The following is a 15,462-nucleotide window of genomic DNA, read 5'->3' on the forward strand; positions in this document are numbered from 1 at the left end:
TTTTCCCTATATAGATACAACTTAAGTCGATCCACATAGCCACTTTCTCGGTGATAGAATGCGCCGCTTCGCGCACCAGCGCTTTGCTTGACTCAATCTCTGGCTTCAAGTTCTGGTTCAAGCTCTGTACACGGCGCGCAACTCAATGCCCCATCAGAAGGCAGGTATTCCTAGTACCTACCACACTCATCGAGAGAGTCCCATGTTCTCTACTCTTGCTGCTCCGCTGCGGCCACTCTTGCGTCTCAGCCTGGTTCCACAAATCGCCATCGGCATTCTGTGTGGCATCATTCTGGTAGTGATTTCCCCCAAGGCAGCCCTGTCTGTCGCGCTGCTGGGCGACATCTTCATTTCTGCGCTGAAAGCCGTGGCGCCAATCCTGGTGTTCGTGCTGGTCATGGCGGCTATCGCCAACCACCAGAAAGGACAACCCACCCACATTCGTTCCGTGCTGGTGCTGTATCTCATCGGCACCTTGGTCGCCGCCCTGGTCGCTGTCATCGCCAGCTTTGCCTTTCCTACTACTCTATCGCTGGATGTTTCCCAGGCCAGCGGCAATCCTCCCGGTGGCGTCATCGAGATTCTCAAGAATCTGCTGCTCAGCGTGGTCTACAACCCTGTATCTGCGCTGATGGAAGGCAACTTCGTTGCCATCCTCGCCTGGGCCGTGGGCCTGGGCATCATGTTGCGCAATGCCAACGATACGACCCGCAAGCTGATCAATGACCTGTCCGATGCCGTGTCAGGCATTGTCCGCTTCGTCATTCGCTTTGCCCCGCTCGGTATCTTCGGACTGGTAGCCGGCACACTGGCCACTTCCGGAATGGGTGCTCTGCTCGAGTATGCTCAGCTGCTCGGAATCATCGTTGGCTGCATGCTCTTCGTGGCCCTGGTCACCAATCCATTGATCGTATTCCTGACCACTCGCCGGAACCCATATCCTCTGGTCTTCACCTGCCTGCGTGGTAGCGCCATCACGGCTTTCTTCACCCGTAGCAGCGCAGCCAACATCCCGATCAACCTGGAACTGTGCAAGCGCCTCAACCTGCATGCCGATACCTATTCCATCTCCATCCCGCTGGGCGCGACGATCAACATGTCCGGCGCCGCCATCACCATTACCGTAATCACTCTGGCGGCCGCCCACACCCTCGGTATCAGTGTGGACTTCGCCACCGCCCTGCTGCTGTGTATCGTCTCTGCTCTGGCGGCCTGTGGTGTATCCGGCGTTGCCGGTGGTTCGCTGCTGTTGATTCCCATGGCAGCGGCCCTGTTTGGTATCGACGCCGACGTGGCCATGCAGGTCGTTGCCATCGGCTTTGTCATCAGCGTGGTACAGGACTCCACCGAGACCGCTCTGAACTCTTCCACTGATGTGCTGTTCACCGCTGCGGCCTGTCGGGCGAAGGATGGAAACAAGGTGTAACAAGACCTGTCTGAGATTAGTTGACCACTACAAGCGTCATTTTCATGAGCTCAGGGAAGTGACGGCTGAAACGAACAACGCCACCCTCAAGGGTGGCGTTGTTCGTTCAAGCTGGCGGTAGACAGATCTGCCTTAACGCCTCATGCACTCAGCAATGCGTTCAGACGCTTGACGTAGGCAGCGGGGTCGTCGAGCTGACCACCTTCAGCGATGATGGCCTGATCCAGCAGGATGCGCGCCAGGTCAGCGAAACGCTCTCCTTCAGTCCCTTCGAGGCGATCCACCAGGGCATGTTCGGGGTTCAGTTCCAGAATCGGCTTGACCTCTGGCAGCTTCTGCCCAGCAGCCTCCATGATGCGGCGCATCTGGTAGCCCATCTCATGCTCGGGCAATACGACACACGCCGGAGAGTCGGTCAGGCGATAGGTGATCTTGACCTCCTGAACGTCTTCACCCAGGGCTTCCTTGACCCGCTTGACCAGTGCTTCCTTGGCCTTGGCTGTTTCTTCCTGGGCCTTCTTCTCTTCTTCGTTCTCTACTTCGCCCAGGTCGAGATCGCCTTTGGCCACGTCAACCAGCTTCTTGCCATCGAACTCGGTCAGATGGCTCATCAACCACTCATCGATGCGGTCATGCAACAACACCACTTCGATGCCCTTCTTGCGGAAGATTTCCAGATGCGGGCTGCTCTTGGCAGCATTGAAACCATCAGCAACGATGTAGTAGATCTTGTCCTGCCCTTCCTTCATCCGCTCCACGTAATCCGCCAGGGACTGATCCTGAGTCGCGCTATTGGTATGAGTGGTAGAGAAGCGCAGCAGCTCAGCAATCTTGTCGCGGTTGGCATAGTCCTCTGCAGGACCTTCCTTCAGGACAGCACCGAAGGTATTCCAGAAGGTCTGATAGGCGTCCTTGTCCTTGGCCAGCTTCTTGAGCATGTCCAAGGCACGCTTGGTCAGTGCAGACTTGATCTTGTCGACCTGCGGATCCTGCTGCAGCAGCTCTCGGGAAACGTTGAGCGACAGGTCGCGAGTATCCACTACCCCCTTGATAAAGCGCAGGTACAACGGCAGGAACTGTTCGGCATCGTCCATGATGAACACACGCTGAACATACAGCTTCACCCCACGGGCACCGTCGCGCTCGTAAAGATCGAAGGGTGCCCGGCCAGGCACGTAGAGCAGGCTGGTATATTCCAGCTTGCCTTCTACCTTGTTGTGGCTCCAGGTCAGCGGGTCAGAGAAATCATGAGCAACATGCTTGTAGAAGGCCTTGTACTCGTCATCGGACACTTCGCTCTTCGCGCGTGCCCATAGTGCCGTAGCTTCATTGACGTTCTCCCAGGTTGTCACCTCGGAGCCTTCCACCTCATTGCCTTCATCATCCCGAGCCTTTTCGGTACGCGGCATGCGCACCGGCACTTCAATATGGTCGGAATACTTGCGCACCAGATTCTGCAGACGGAAGTCGTCGGCAAACTCGTTGGCATCACTCTTCAGGTGCAGCGTGATCTCGGTGCCGTGCTTCTCGCGTTCGATATCGGCGACAACGAATTCGCCTTCGCCCCTGGAGCGCCACTCCACGCCAGTATCCGCCGCATCACCAGCCTTGCGGGTACGCACGGTCATTTCATCGGCCACGATGAAACCAGAGTAGAAACCTACTCCGAATTGACCGATCAACCTGGCATCTTTCTGCTGCTCGCCTGAAAGCTGCTTGAGAAACTCAGCGGTCCCACTCTTGGCGATGGTGCCCAGGTTGTTGATCACGTCTTCACGATTCATGCCAATACCGTTATCACGGATAGTGATGGTACCGGCTTCGGCATCATGCTCGATCTCGATGCGCAGTTCGCTGTCATTCTCATACAGGGCGTCGTTGTCCAACGCAGCATAACGCAGCTTGTCACAGGCATCAGCAGCATTGGAAATCAGCTCCCGCAGGAAGATTTCGCGATTGGAATACAGCGAATGAATCATCAGATGGAGGAGCTGCTTGACCTCTGTCTGAAAACCTAATGTCTCTTCATGAGTAGCGGTGGTCATGATCGCTCAAAACCCTTTCGACAAGATTGACAACAAGATATCTACCAACCGACCTCAGCCGACATCGCGAGGTCGTATCAGTGAGCTGCATCGAGATATGGGGGCCAGTGATCTTTTTTCAACATTTCTCAACGTCTTTCAGTTTCCGCTGTCTTCTTCAGCATCCCATATGCCCTTCCAGGCTCGGTAATCCGCCAGGCTGGCGTCGACCCGGGTCAACAGCCAGCCAACGATGAACACATCGTCAACCAGCCCGAACAGCAAGATGACATCCGGAATCAGGTCCAGGGGCGAAATCAGGTAAGCGAGCGCCAGCGCCATCCACACAAAGGCACTCCAGGGCACAGGCCTGTAGCGTCCGGAAAAGACATCCTGAAGCATGGGCAAAAACAGCTTGAGTGCTCTCATGATGTGGCGAAAGGCTCGTGATCGCTGGGCGACCCGAGAAATCACGGGGATACGGTTCCAAAACGACATCATCGGCTCCTGTCTGGCGGCACCATGGTGAGTGATGATGATCCATGGCATTGAGCATGGTATGGGGGCACCCTTCTGTGCACACAAGGCTCAAGCGAGCAAATCCTTACTTCCAGGACTGTTAAAGCACACCAATCTAGGCGACCATGAACACGATCTAGCCGACCGTTCTGGAGGGACCCCATGCCATTCGCCAGGTCATTAGACTTGCTTCGCCGTCTCACTCCATTGGTGACGGCCACAGCATTGAGCCTACCTGCCACCGCCATGGCCCAAGGTAGCGACAGTGCCATACGCACCGCCCTGGAAGCCGCCCGTAGCGGTAATTTTTCGTTGATCAACGAGTCGGCCATTCGTGGTCACGAGCTTCACGGCTATGTGGAGTACTACCAGCTACGCGAGCGCCTGCCTGCTGCCAGCCCCCAGGAAGTCCTGAACTACATTTCTGCCAATAGCGATGCTCCGACGGGCGAATGGATGCGCGAACAAGCCATTATTCGTTACGGCAAGGTGGGCAACTACGCCAATGTCCTGGCCGTGGCCAACGGCGAGCCACCGACGACGGAAGAGCAGTGCCATTACTACACTGCCCAGCTTTCTCAGAATCCAACGCTGGCCGCTGAAGGGGGACGTCGTCTGTGGCGGGTGGGCAAGTCCCAGCCCGATGCCTGTAACACGTTGTTCTCCGCGCTACGCTCCCGGGGCGAAATCAATGACCAGGAAATCTGGCAGCGCATGATGCTGGCCTGGGAAAATGATCAGTCTGGTCTGGTCAGCCACTTGAGCGGCCTCATCGGTCCTGGCTGGTCCAGCGCAGTCGCCGCGCAGCAGAGCGTCGCCGCCAATCCTTCTGCACTATCACGTGTGGGAAGCTGCATCGGCCCCAACTGTGCAGGCAATACGGCCTTCTTCCCAGCCGCCCTCAAGGCTGCAGCACACACCTCCGCATCCGGTGCCCTGGCCTCCTGGCAGCAGCTTTCAGGGGCGAATCCATTTTCTGCCCAGGATCGCCAGGACATCGAACGCGAGATCATGTATTGGGGTCTGCGCCGCGATCAACGCCAGATGCTGAGCTGGATCGACCAGGCATTGCCACGCCAGAGTGATCCAGAAGTCTTCGAGCTACGCGCTCGTCTGGCCATTCGTGATGGTGACTGGGCCGCAGTGGAACGCACCGTCGGTATCATGCCGGCAGAAACCCAGGGTGCCGCACGCTGGCAATACTGGCTGGGGCGGGCACTGGAGCAACGCGGTCAATCCGCAGCGGCCCAAAGCGCCTTCGCCAAGGCGGCCAGTCAGCGCGATTTCTTCGCTTTCGTCGCCGCAGATCGCCTCGGCCAGCCTTACAACCTGAACATGGAGAACAACCGTTTCTCCGATGCTGAGCGCGCTCAGGTGGCTGGCTGGCCATCCGTCAGACGCACCAACGCACTGCTGCGTATTGGCCAGGACGGCCTGGCCAACCTGGAGTGGAAACATGCCGTGGAAAGTGCCAGCCCGAGGGATGCACGCCTGCTGGCCGATTACGCCGTCAATGCCGGTCAGCCTGCCATGGCGGTGCAAGCCACCATCTACGGCAAGATGCTGGATGCGCTGCCCTACCGCTTCCCTGCGGCCTACCGCGACAATTTCATGCGCTGGGGACAGGCCAATGGCGTAGATCCTTACCTGTTGATGGGAATTGCCCGCCGCGAGAGCGCCTACAATCCCGGTGCTATATCGCCTGCCGGTGCACGCGGCCTGATGCAACTGATGCCTGGCACGGCATCTCTGGTTGGCTCGCGTATCGGTATCGGTGATCCAGGATGGAGCGTGCTAGAACCTGATACCAATATCCGGCTGGGCAGCACCTATATTCGCAATATGCTCGACCGCTACAGCGGTAACCGCATTGCCGCTGCCGCTGCTTATAACGCCGGACCAGGCCGAGTCGATGAGTGGTTGCGCTCCTCGCCAGGCGAGTTCGACCTGTTCGTCGAACATATTCCGTTCAAGGAAACCCGTCGTTATGTCCGTGCCGTGCTCGAATACCGTGTCGTCTTCGAGAGCCTGGCCAACAATGGCTCGACCCAAGGTGTCAGCGTGCTGACTCCCCAGGAAAGGAACAGCCAGTATAGCGTGTCCTTGATGGCATCCCGCTGATTGACCGTCAGTAAGCCACAAGCCATTGGTGCATCACCTGGAAAGGTATGCATCAATGGCTTTTTTCTTTGTGCCTGCTCTCTTTTATCCTGGCCTGTTGGTCAACGCCAGCTTGACGCCAAAGGCAACCAGCACCGTGCCTGTCAATCCATTGAGCCAACGTGAAAAGGCTGGCTTGGCGAGCCAAGCGCTGGCACTTCCCACCATGGCAGCAACCAATATCTGCCAGATGTTGGCGATGACGAAATGCACCCCGGCAAGCCACAGCGACTTGGCCAGGACCGGGTCGGCAGGCGTGATGAACTGCGGCAGAAAGGCCATGTAGAACACGATGGTCTTGGGGTTGAGGACATTTGACAGCAATCCCTCACGCAGCGGACGCCATACGCCTCCACGCTGCTGCCTGGTGGCCGCGTTTACTGCTTCTACTGCCAGCCCCTGACCGGACCTTACCTGCCTCAGGCTCTGTATACCCAGCCAGATCAGATATCCAGCCCCCAGGAGCTTGAGCAGCGCAAAGGCCCAGGCCGACTGCAGCAGGATCAACGAGACTCCCAGCGCCGAAACGGTGGCATGCACGAATAACCCGAAGCAGATTGCCAGGCTGGTCAGCACACCATCACGCAGACCACCACGAGCGGTATTGCGAATCACCAGCAGGGTATCGACGCCCGGCGTCACGCTGAGCAATGTGCAGGCCACCACAAAGGGCAAGAACTGAGCGTCAATGAACCCGGCCATCACAGCGGTGCCCGCATGCGCTCGGCATGTTTCTGGGAAACCTGATCGTTGAGTGTCCAGAAGTCATACAGCACGCCGATCAGGAACAGCCCTCCGGTAAACAGATAGATCAAGCCTGTGATCCACTTGCCCATATAGAACCGGTGCACACCGAATACACCAAGGAAAGTCAGTAGAATCCAGCACACACTGTAGTTGATCGGGCCACTGCGGTAGCGCATGTCGGCCTGGCGATCCATACTTGGGATCAGGAACAGGTCGATGATCCAGCCGATGAAGAAAAGCCCCAGGGTGAAGAACCAGATAGTGCCAGTCACGGGCTTACCGTAATAAAAGCGATGGGCACCGAGAAAGCCGAATATCCACAGTAGGTAACCCATCACTTTGGAATGGGTATCATTGGAATGAATGACGGTTGAATTCATGGCATTTCCTTTTCATTTCCATGTCCAGTCTCTCACGATTGAGATGGTTGCTGGACGCCGGGCTCTCTTTCGATCTACAGTAACTTGGCGAGCCGAGGTAAAGCACCCCTTGGGTATTTATATATGCTAAGGAGTTTGCCCCGGCGCGCAGCGTTGGACAGCAAGTGGAAATGTCGTCAGTGGTAGTTCGATTTGTCGATCGCTCGATTCTGTCGATACACGCAATACGCCCTTCTCTCTTGTCTTGCCCACGCAATACGGCTCTGACCACATTGCGGAATTCCCCATGATGGCTGAGCCGGCACTATCATCTAGCGAGTTAAGGAAATCGACAATGGCAACTGGCACTGTCAAGTGGTTTAACGACACCAAGGGCTACGGCTTCATCTCTCCGGACGACGGTGGTGACGACCTGTTCGCCCACTTCTCCGAGATTCAGGCTGAAGGCTTCAAGTCCCTGCAAGATGGCCAGAAGGTTACCTTCGACGTCACCCAGGGCAAGAAGGGCCTTCAGGCTTCCAACATCAAGCTGGCCGATTAAGCCGCTGACCGTGCTGCCCGGGGTATCCCTGGCAGCACTGGCGTCGCTTGACGCCCTCAAGGCTCACCCCATCGGGGTGGGCCTTCTTCCGCTGGAACGGCTGTAATGAAGAAAATCGCCGCCGTGACAGCTATGGTGCGTCTGTCCCCGGCTCGTTCGTCGAGGTTCCAGATGCCCCCTCATCGTCAACTTCAGGTATCTCCGACTCAGGTATCTCCCGCTCGGCTTCCTTGAACTGCTGGTCGATCTCTTTACTGGCTTCTTTGAAACGGCGCTCGGTCTCTTCAAGAATCGCGTCGACCTCGGGACTGGTCTCGTCATCCAGAGAGATGCCATCATCCTGGATAGGTTCCGGAACCTGAACCTCCTCATTTTCCTGAGTAGCATCATCCTGCTGCACAGGCTCATTCAACGGCTGATCGCTCGGCTCTTCTCTATCGGCCTGTTCAAACTGCTCATCGATCTTGCGACTGGCTTCTTCGAAACGGCGCTCGGTCTCTTCGATGATGGCATCCACCTCCCTCGAGTCCTCGGGATTCGCCTCTAGTGCTTCACCAAGCTCACCTTCCTCGGCTGTCGTCGCATCATCAACAGCCCCATCCTCAGGTGCAGGAGCCGATTCCGATGTGGATGCTGGTTCAGGTGCCGATGCCGATTCAGATGCCGCTCCAGGCTCAGGTGTCGATGCAGGTGGTGGGGCTTCTGACTCCTGGGCTTCATCTTGCTGTGCCGGGGCACTGTCCTGGATACCAGCATCTTCACTGACACCAGCTTCTTCATCACTGTCACATCCAGCCAGTATCAGTACCAGAGCTGCAACAGTTGCAGTCTGGCGGAGGGTCAGTGCCATGCTTCAATCTCCATCATTTGAATCATTCATTGCCTCAAATTGCACCAAAGTGGCAGGCATGGTGCAACTATCAACATTGCACTTCAAAACTTTTCTTTTCAGAACGCTGATTTTCGGAACACTGATTTTCGAAACATAGTTCTTCAAAATGCTAACCCCTTGAACTCAGGAACATTGCACTTCGAGGCGTCGTTTGCCGGTCTCTTCACCTTATTCCCCGGCTGGCGCAGCCAAGCGGCAACTGTCCGGCATCACCAAGCGCAATGCCAAGGGGGAAATACTCACTTCGAACGTATTTTGGAAGCAGGGTTCACCATCCAGAGTAAGAGGCAGATAGTGATCACCATCTGCCTCGAAGCGCAACCAACGCGTTCGAAAGGCATCCACATACTGGCCGTGATATGGTCTAGCGCGCAGCTCTTTCATCATCCCATACAGTTGCCTCAGAGAAGCAAAGTCTCGCACCAGCATGACATCGAGCAGGCCATCATCGAGGCGCGCTGCTGGCGTCAGCTTCTGACCGCCTCCGGCTTGCACACCATTGCCCAGTGCCAACAGGAAGATACCGGCTCGACATTCATCCCCTTCCCAGGCGACATGCCCCTGATAGAGCTCGTAGCGCCAGGCCTTGAAGGCACCGACAACCGAGTAGGCCCCTCCGCCCATCAAACGCTTGAGACGTTTGGGGGTTGAACTGGTCACTGCGGCACCGAATCCTCCCGTGGCCATGTTGATGAAATAGCGATCATTCATCAACGGCACATCCACCCAACGGCTGGGCAGGCGACAGGCAGCATCCAGCGATGCCGCCTGTCCTGGTGGCAGGCCTAATGAACGAGCCAGATCGTTGGCACTGCCCAAGGGCATGATGGCAAGCTCCGGGCGCTTGTCACGAGGCAGTTGCATCAGGCCATTGACCACCTCATTGACACTGCCATCACCTCCTCCGGCAATGACACGTTTCACTCCCTCGCAACCTGCCATATAAGCCTGGCGCTGCGCATCGCCCTGCTCCCAGGTCACTCTGACCTCAATCTGCAAGCCGCCTCGCCGGCAGGCAAACACAGCATTACGTACCTCGGGCTGCTGAGCCCGCTGGCCGTTCAGAATCAATCGATTGATACCTGGCGGCTGAGCCATCCTGACGTGTCCTTATCGTTCGTACCGTCATGATCCCACGATTCACCCAAGAAGCATTGATTGATTGCAACATTCGGCATTCGGAAAACCCGTCTCTGATTCCTTGGGGTCTTTCCTCTACCGCAGCTTCTTTTCATTGTTGCTGCTTCTCTCAATGTTGCCGCTTCTCTCAATGTTGAGCTTTCAGCTATATCACATCATCTGTGCAATATCGTCATGCAATGGCCATGCACACCATTCATTCTTCGAGCTTCCTCCTGGTACAGGTACACTGACTGTAGATCGGCCATGATGGCCGGCAACGGAACTCTGCACACCATATGATTGAACCCATCTTCATACTGACAGCCTTTGTCTCAGGTGCTGTTGCCATGTTGCTGCGCCTGCCTCCCCTGGTCGGTTTTCTGGCAGGCGGCTTTGTGCTCAACGCCATGGGCTATGATGAAATTCCCGTCTTGACGATGGTCTCGCACCTCGGCGTCACTCTGATGCTGTTCACCATCGGACTCAAGCTCAACATCCGTACTCTGCTGCGACACGAGGTCTGGGGAGGCGCCAGCCTGCACATGCTGACCACCGTGGCCATCCTGACCTCAGTGCTGGCACTTGGTCAGGCTGTCGCTCTGCCGTTGCTCGCCAACAGCGACAATCCATTGATCTCGGAACTGGACCTGCCTGCCTTGCTGGTGCTGGCGTTTGCCTTATCGTTTTCGAGCACAGTTTTCGTGGTCAAGGTCCTCGAAAAACGCAGTGAGACCCAGACATCCTATGGCCGTTTGGCCATTGGCATCCTGATCATGCAGGACCTGTTTGCCGTGATATTTCTCACAGCCTCCACTGGCCAGCTACCCAACCTCTGGGCTCTTGGATTATTGGCCCTGATTCCCCTGGCTCCCTATATGCGTCGATTGCTGGAACGCATGGGGCACGGGGAAATGCAGATGTTGTGCGGCATCATGATGGCACTGGTACTGGGCTATGGCCTATTCGAGCTGGCCGGTATCAAAGGCGACCTGGGCGCGTTGATCATCGGCCTGCTGCTGGCCCCCCATCCTGCCGCCCAGAACCTGGCGCGCTCCATGTTCAACATCAAGGAGCTACTGCTGGTCGGCTTCTTCTTCAGTATCGGCTTCACGGCACTACCGACTTGGTCGTCGCTAGGGGTAGCCGCCTTACTGGTACTGCTGTTGCCACTCAAGAGCCTTGTCTATCAGATTATCCTGATGCGCTTCCATATGCGGCACCGCACATCGATACTCGCTACCTTGAGCCTGAGCAACTATTCCGAGTTTGGTCTTATCGTCAGCACCATTGCCGTATCCAGCGGCTGGATGGCCCCTGAGTGGCTGGTGGTCATGTCTCTGGCAGTGGCCATGAGCTTTATCCTCTCGGCACTGATCAACTCGGTCAACGAGCAGTTCTATCGCTGGATCGAGCCGCATTTACCGAACATGGATAGCACCACCCTGTCGGCCGACGACCGTCCTATCAGCATCGGTGATGCCGAAGCCATCGTCCTGGGCATGGGGCGCATTGGGCGTAGCGTTTACCGTCGCCTGAGCAAGGAGCATGGTCTCAAGGTACTGGGCATTGACTCCAATCCCAAGAGTGTTCAGACACTCGGCAGCCAAGGATTCAATATCCTCGAAGGTGATGCGGTAGATTCCGACTTCTGGGACAAGATGCTGATGTCTTCTCAGATACGCCTGGTGGTGCTAGCGATGCCCCATCATGCCGGAAACCTGTCTGCCCTGAAACAGCTCAGAAGTCGCCATTTCCCAGGCAATATCACCGCGATCGTCGAATACCCCGAAGAGGTCGGTCCGATCCGTGAACTCGGCGCCAATGCGGTCTATCACGTGTATGACGAAGCAGGACGGGCCCTGGCCGACAGCGCTGCAGAGCAAGCCGGACTCGTCACACGAAGCGAACAACTGGGCTGAGTAACATTACGGGAGGCTTGCCACTCCGCCCCCGGATGTTGATACTCTGCCCTCTTGCGTTTCTCAGGAACTCTGAATCCGGTATGGAAAACCTGTTCTCCTGGCTTGGGGAAACCCTCGGCCACATGATCCGTTTTGTCGTTGATGCCCTGGGTGCGATGTTCACCGGGATCGACGATGCCGCAGCCGGCTTCGCCAATGGGCTGTCCAGCTCCCTGGGCATCTCACCTTCGCTGTTCAGCATGGCATTTCTGGCTCTAGGCATATTCTTCCTTTATCGCGCCGTTCGTGCCCTGATTCGGGGTGCCGTCATCGCCGCCATTCTCTGGGCACTGTTTGCGCTGGTCGTGCTGGGCACATTGCTCCCCTGATGATCACGCGGAGCCCAGCCCCCCAGCCACAAAAACGCCGCCCTGGTGAAAGCCAGGGCGGCGTTGGTTTATCACCATTGTCCGAAGCGCGGATCAGGCCAGGGACTTCTCGATGATTTCATACAGGTTCGGCGACAGCTTCTCCTGACGAATGCGCTCGAGTTCTGCCTTCATCAGGTCCTGACGCGCTTCATCAAAACGCTGCCAGCGAGTCAATGGCGTGATGATCCGTGCGGCAATTTCCGGATTGAGGCGGTTGAGCTCAATCACGACATCGGCCAGAAGACGATAGCCTTCACCATCCAGGCGGTGGAAGTTGACCCGGTTCTGGCCAGCAAAGGCACCGATCAGGGCACGCACCTTGTTGGGGTTCTTCAGTGAGAAGGCCGGATGCTGCATCAGGTAACGCACGCGATCGAGTGCATCTGCCTGGGGACGCGTCACCTGCAGAGTGAACCATTGGTCCATGACCAGAGGATCGTGAGCCCACTTGGTGCCAAAGGCCTTGAGCGCAGGATCGGCAATATCCACCCGAGAGCTGTGCACCAGCAGAGTCAGTGCATGACGTACATCCGTCATGTTGTGGTCGGCATCGAACTGCTGCTTGGCGGCAATGATAGCCTGCGGATCCTCGATACTCATCAGGTAGGACAACGCCACGTTCTTCAAGGCACGGCGACCTATCTGCGCCGGTGTCGGTGCGTATTCCCCTGCACTCTGATTTTCCTGATACAACGCCAGGAATTCATCGCGCAGCTCATGAGCCAGGGACTGCTTGACGAAATCACGCGCCGCATGAATCGCATCCACATCCACCAGTAACTGCTGCTCAGCGATATAAGCTTCACTGGGTAGCGTCAGCATTTCCGCCAATACGGCCTGGTCGTCGGTATCCTGGGACAGCAGTTCACGGAAAGCATCGACCACCCGCTGATCCATGACCTTCTCCACACCATTGCGATGCGCCGCAATAAGGTCATCCAGCGCCAACAATACCAGTCTCTGACCTGCATCCCATTGGTTGAAGCCATCACTGTCGTTGGCCAGCAGAAAGGCCAGTTCCTCTCGGGAATAGGGGAAGAACAATTTGACCGGTGCAGAGAAACCGCGCAGCAGGGACGGCACCGGTGCTTCAGCCACATCAGTGAACAGGAACTCTTGCTCCTCCTCACGCAGATGAATGACCGTATCGCTACCCAGGTCCTGGCCGTCAAGGGTCAGGTTGAGATCGCGACCACTCTTGGTGCCTACCAGCCCCATACGTACAGGAATATGCAACGGCAACTTGTCAGGCTGACCAGGAGTGGCAGGAGTACGCTGGCGTAATGTCAGGCGATAGGTGGCATTGGCGTAGTCATACTCACCATCGGCATCGATTTCGGGCGTACCCGCCTGGGAATACCAGCGCATGAACTGAGACAGATCCAGCCCGGAAACCTCGGCCATGCAGGCGACGAAGTCCTCGATGGTCACCGCCTGGCCATCAAAACGAGCGAAGTACAGGTCCGATCCCTTGCGGAAGGTCTCTGCCCCCAACAGGTTCGACAACATGCGTACGACTTCCGCCCCTTTTTCATAGATGGTCAGGGTGTAGAAGTTACCGATCTCGATATAGCTGTCCGGTCGCACAGGGTGGGAAGTGGGCCCAGCATCCTCGGCAAACTGCGCTGTACGGAAGAAAGACACTTCCTCGATACGCTTGACCGGAGCCGAATTGACATCCGCAGAAAAGCTCTGGTCGCGGAAGACCGTAAAGCCCTCCTTGAGCGACAGCTGAAACCAGTCGCGGCAAGTGACACGGTTGCCGGACCAGTTATGGAAATACTCATGAGCCACGATCCCTTCAACCCGCTGGAAAGTGGCATCCGTCGCGGTCTGAGGATGCGTCAATACCGCTGCCGAGTTGAAGATATTGAGGCCCTTGTTTTCCATGGCCCCCATGTTGAAGTCATTGACCGCGACAATCATGAACAGATCAAGATCGTACTCGCGTCCATAGGCCTCCTCATCCCAGCGCATGGAGCGCTTGAGAGACGCCATGGCATGTTCCGTCTTGTTGAGGTTTTCCTCTTCGACCCAGATCTGCAGGGTGACGTCTCGCCCACTCATGGTCGTGAAGTGGTCTTCCACCTTCTTCAGATCACCCGCGACCAGGGCAAACAGATAGGAAGGCTTGGGATGCGGATCTTCCCAGGTGGCGAAATGACGACCATTCGGCAGTTCACCACGTTCCACCGGGTTGCCATTGGACAGCAGTACCGGCTCACTTCCACTGTCACCTATCACGGTTGTCGCGAAGGTCGCCATTACATCGGGGCGGTCCGGATAGAAGGTGATGCGACGAAAACCTTCAGCCTCACACTGGGTGCAATACATGCTGGCCGACTGGTACAGCCCTTCCAGAGCCGTATTGTCCTTTGGCGCGATCTCTACCTCGGTATCGAGGATGAAGGATTCCGGAACCTGGAAAACCTTGAGTTCCGTCTCGCTGACCTCATACTCGTCCGCTTCCAGGGCCTGGCCATCCATGGCAATGGCCTTGAGTTCCAGGGTCTCCCCATCGAGCACCAGAGGAGCTCCCGCATCAGCCTCTGGGTGACGCTGCAGGTGCAGGCGCGCCTTGACTCGCGTTGCCGACGGATCAAGATCAAAGGTCAGCTCAGTATGCTTGACCAGATAGGCCGGGGGCCGATAGTCGCTCAGGTGAATGGGTTGATGTTCGGACATCTGGGGATGCTCCATGCAAAAGAAGTCGATGGCTTTGTAGATTAACGGAATTGTAAGGTGGCAAAGGCGCCTGACTCAAAGACGGGCCCGAGTCACCAATACTCGAGCCTGGCACCACCCCCTGTCTCATCATGAAACAGGATCATCATGGGACAGGAGCAACATTAGAGGCCACCGATTCAGGACGACTGGGAAACCGGCTCCGGGCGCGTGAAGATCCAGATAGCCAGACAGACCAGTCCAATGATCAGTCCCGCCTTCAACCACAGAATGGAAACGCTGAAGGCCAGTATGGTGATGGAAATGCCCAGCATGACCATGGCCAGCCATTTGGCATGACGGGGAATGGCCCCGGATTCTTCCCAGGCAACAACCGTGGGACCGAAGCGAGGATGTGAGCGAATCCAGTTGGCAAATCGGGGAGAGCCCTTGGACGCAGCCCAGACGGCCACCAGCAGAAAACAGGTACTGGGCAACAACGGCAGGAAGGCACCCAGCACGCCCAGAGCGAAACTCAGCCAGGCCAGTGTGATGTAAAAAAGGCGTCGGGTGGAGTTAAGCAAGATAAGGCTCCTGAGGCTGCCAGCAAAGGTGACGCATTCCATTGCTCTTCATTGAAGCCGAACGGCCAGCG

13 protein-coding genes are annotated in these 15,462 nt (G+C 56.7%); 5 read left to right on the plus strand and 8 right to left on the minus strand.

Going from position 1 to position 15,462, the window contains the following annotated elements; translation table 11 throughout:
* The first annotated feature begins 202 nt into the window (after window positions 1–202).
* Complete coding sequence (gene sstT, locus Q1K07_RS13515) at window positions 203–1,426, plus strand: serine/threonine transporter SstT (RefSeq protein WP_300311722.1); 1,224 nt, start codon at window positions 203–205, stop codon at window positions 1,424–1,426.
* A gap of 140 nt (window positions 1,427–1,566) precedes the next feature.
* On the opposite strand, the gene htpG is transcribed toward sstT, so the two are convergent.
* Entirely contained in the window at window positions 1,567–3,471 is a 1,905-nt protein-coding gene (gene htpG, locus Q1K07_RS13520) for a molecular chaperone HtpG (protein ID WP_300311724.1), read from the minus strand.
* A gap of 138 nt (window positions 3,472–3,609) precedes the next feature.
* A complete protein-coding gene (locus Q1K07_RS13525) occupies window positions 3,610–3,948 on the minus strand; it encodes a YkvA family protein (RefSeq protein WP_300311725.1) in 339 nt (112 codons plus the stop codon).
* A 207-nt stretch (window positions 3,949–4,155) separates the two neighbouring features.
* Between Q1K07_RS13525 and Q1K07_RS13530 the strand changes: the two genes are divergently transcribed.
* On the plus strand, window positions 4,156–6,090 hold the full coding sequence (locus tag Q1K07_RS13530; protein ID WP_366945076.1) for a transglycosylase SLT domain-containing protein: 1,935 nt from the start codon (window positions 4,156–4,158) through the stop codon (window positions 6,088–6,090).
* Window positions 6,091–6,174: 84 nt separating this feature from the next.
* Here Q1K07_RS13530 and Q1K07_RS13535 read toward each other — a convergent pair whose 3' ends face one another.
* Together Q1K07_RS13535 and Q1K07_RS13540 are read right to left on the minus strand one after the other, a co-directional pair.
* Window positions 6,175–6,831: a LysE family translocator gene (locus tag Q1K07_RS13535; protein WP_300311728.1), complete on the minus strand. Its 657-nt coding sequence runs from the start codon at window positions 6,829–6,831 to the stop codon at window positions 6,175–6,177.
* Window positions 6,831–7,256: a TM2 domain-containing protein gene (locus tag Q1K07_RS13540; protein WP_149285650.1), complete on the minus strand. Its 426-nt coding sequence runs from the start codon at window positions 7,254–7,256 to the stop codon at window positions 6,831–6,833. The genes Q1K07_RS13535 and Q1K07_RS13540 overlap by 1 nt, the downstream gene beginning before the upstream one ends.
* 334 nt (window positions 7,257–7,590) lie before the next feature.
* On the opposite strand from Q1K07_RS13540, the gene Q1K07_RS13545 reads away from it, so the two are divergent.
* Window positions 7,591–7,797 carry a cold-shock protein gene (locus Q1K07_RS13545; RefSeq protein WP_149285651.1) on the plus strand — a complete coding sequence of 69 codons (207 nt, stop codon included), beginning with the start codon at window positions 7,591–7,593 and terminating at the stop codon, window positions 7,795–7,797.
* Window positions 7,798–7,927: 130 nt separating this feature from the next.
* Here the strand turns inward: Q1K07_RS13545 and Q1K07_RS13550 are convergent, their stop codons facing one another.
* Entirely contained in the window at window positions 7,928–8,647 is a 720-nt protein-coding gene (locus Q1K07_RS13550; protein WP_300311732.1) for a hypothetical protein, read from the minus strand.
* A 210-nt stretch (window positions 8,648–8,857) separates the two neighbouring features.
* On the minus strand, window positions 8,858–9,787 hold the full coding sequence (yegS, locus tag Q1K07_RS13555) for a lipid kinase YegS (protein ID WP_300311735.1): 930 nt from the start codon (window positions 9,785–9,787) through the stop codon (window positions 8,858–8,860).
* 320 nt (window positions 9,788–10,107) lie between these two features.
* Between yegS and Q1K07_RS13560 the strand changes: the two genes are divergently transcribed.
* Together Q1K07_RS13560 and Q1K07_RS13565 are read left to right on the plus strand one after the other, a co-directional pair.
* Complete coding sequence (locus Q1K07_RS13560; RefSeq protein ID WP_300311737.1) at window positions 10,108–11,730, plus strand: cation:proton antiporter family protein; 1,623 nt, start codon at window positions 10,108–10,110, stop codon at window positions 11,728–11,730.
* Between the two features lie 83 nt (window positions 11,731–11,813).
* Window positions 11,814–12,101, plus strand: a complete 288-nt coding sequence (locus Q1K07_RS13565) for a hypothetical protein (protein WP_300311740.1) — start codon at window positions 11,814–11,816, stop codon at window positions 12,099–12,101.
* Window positions 12,102–12,194: 93 nt separating this feature from the next.
* On the opposite strand, the gene pepN is transcribed toward Q1K07_RS13565, so the two are convergent.
* Entirely contained in the window at window positions 12,195–14,828 is a 2,634-nt protein-coding gene (gene pepN, locus Q1K07_RS13570) for an aminopeptidase N (RefSeq protein ID WP_300311743.1), read from the minus strand.
* A gap of 179 nt (window positions 14,829–15,007) precedes the next feature.
* A complete protein-coding gene (locus Q1K07_RS13575; RefSeq protein ID WP_300311746.1) occupies window positions 15,008–15,391 on the minus strand; it encodes a YbaN family protein in 384 nt (127 codons plus the stop codon).
* Window positions 15,392–15,462 lie beyond the last annotated feature (71 nt).

Origin of the sequence: Halomonas sp. (genome assembly GCF_029263665.1) — a bacterium.
In the GTDB taxonomy this organism is placed as follows: domain Bacteria; phylum Pseudomonadota; class Gammaproteobacteria; order Pseudomonadales; family Halomonadaceae; genus Halomonas.

Excerpts from the sequence above, each read along its gene's own strand:
- sstT (WP_300311722.1), top strand. The coding sequence starts at position 203 with ATGTTCTCTACTCTTGCTGCTCCGCTGCGGCCACTCTTGCGTCTCAGC.
- htpG (WP_300311724.1), bottom strand. The coding sequence starts at position 3,471 with ATGACCACCGCTACTCATGAAGAGACATTAGGTTTTCAGACAGAGGTC.
- Q1K07_RS13525 (WP_300311725.1), bottom strand. The coding sequence starts at position 3,948 with ATGTCGTTTTGGAACCGTATCCCCGTGATTTCTCGGGTCGCCCAGCGA.
- Q1K07_RS13535 (WP_300311728.1), bottom strand. The coding sequence starts at position 6,831 with ATGGCCGGGTTCATTGACGCTCAGTTCTTGCCCTTTGTGGTGGCCTGC.
- Q1K07_RS13540 (WP_149285650.1), bottom strand. The coding sequence starts at position 7,256 with ATGAATTCAACCGTCATTCATTCCAATGATACCCATTCCAAAGTGATG.
- Q1K07_RS13545 (WP_149285651.1), top strand. The coding sequence starts at position 7,591 with ATGGCAACTGGCACTGTCAAGTGGTTTAACGACACCAAGGGCTACGGC.
- Q1K07_RS13550 (WP_300311732.1), bottom strand. The coding sequence starts at position 8,647 with ATGGCACTGACCCTCCGCCAGACTGCAACTGTTGCAGCTCTGGTACTG.
- yegS (WP_300311735.1), bottom strand. The coding sequence starts at position 9,787 with ATGGCTCAGCCGCCAGGTATCAATCGATTGATTCTGAACGGCCAGCGG.
- Q1K07_RS13560 (WP_300311737.1), top strand. The coding sequence starts at position 10,108 with ATGATTGAACCCATCTTCATACTGACAGCCTTTGTCTCAGGTGCTGTT.
- Q1K07_RS13565 (WP_300311740.1), top strand. The coding sequence starts at position 11,814 with ATGGAAAACCTGTTCTCCTGGCTTGGGGAAACCCTCGGCCACATGATC.
- pepN (WP_300311743.1), bottom strand. The coding sequence starts at position 14,828 with ATGTCCGAACATCAACCCATTCACCTGAGCGACTATCGGCCCCCGGCC.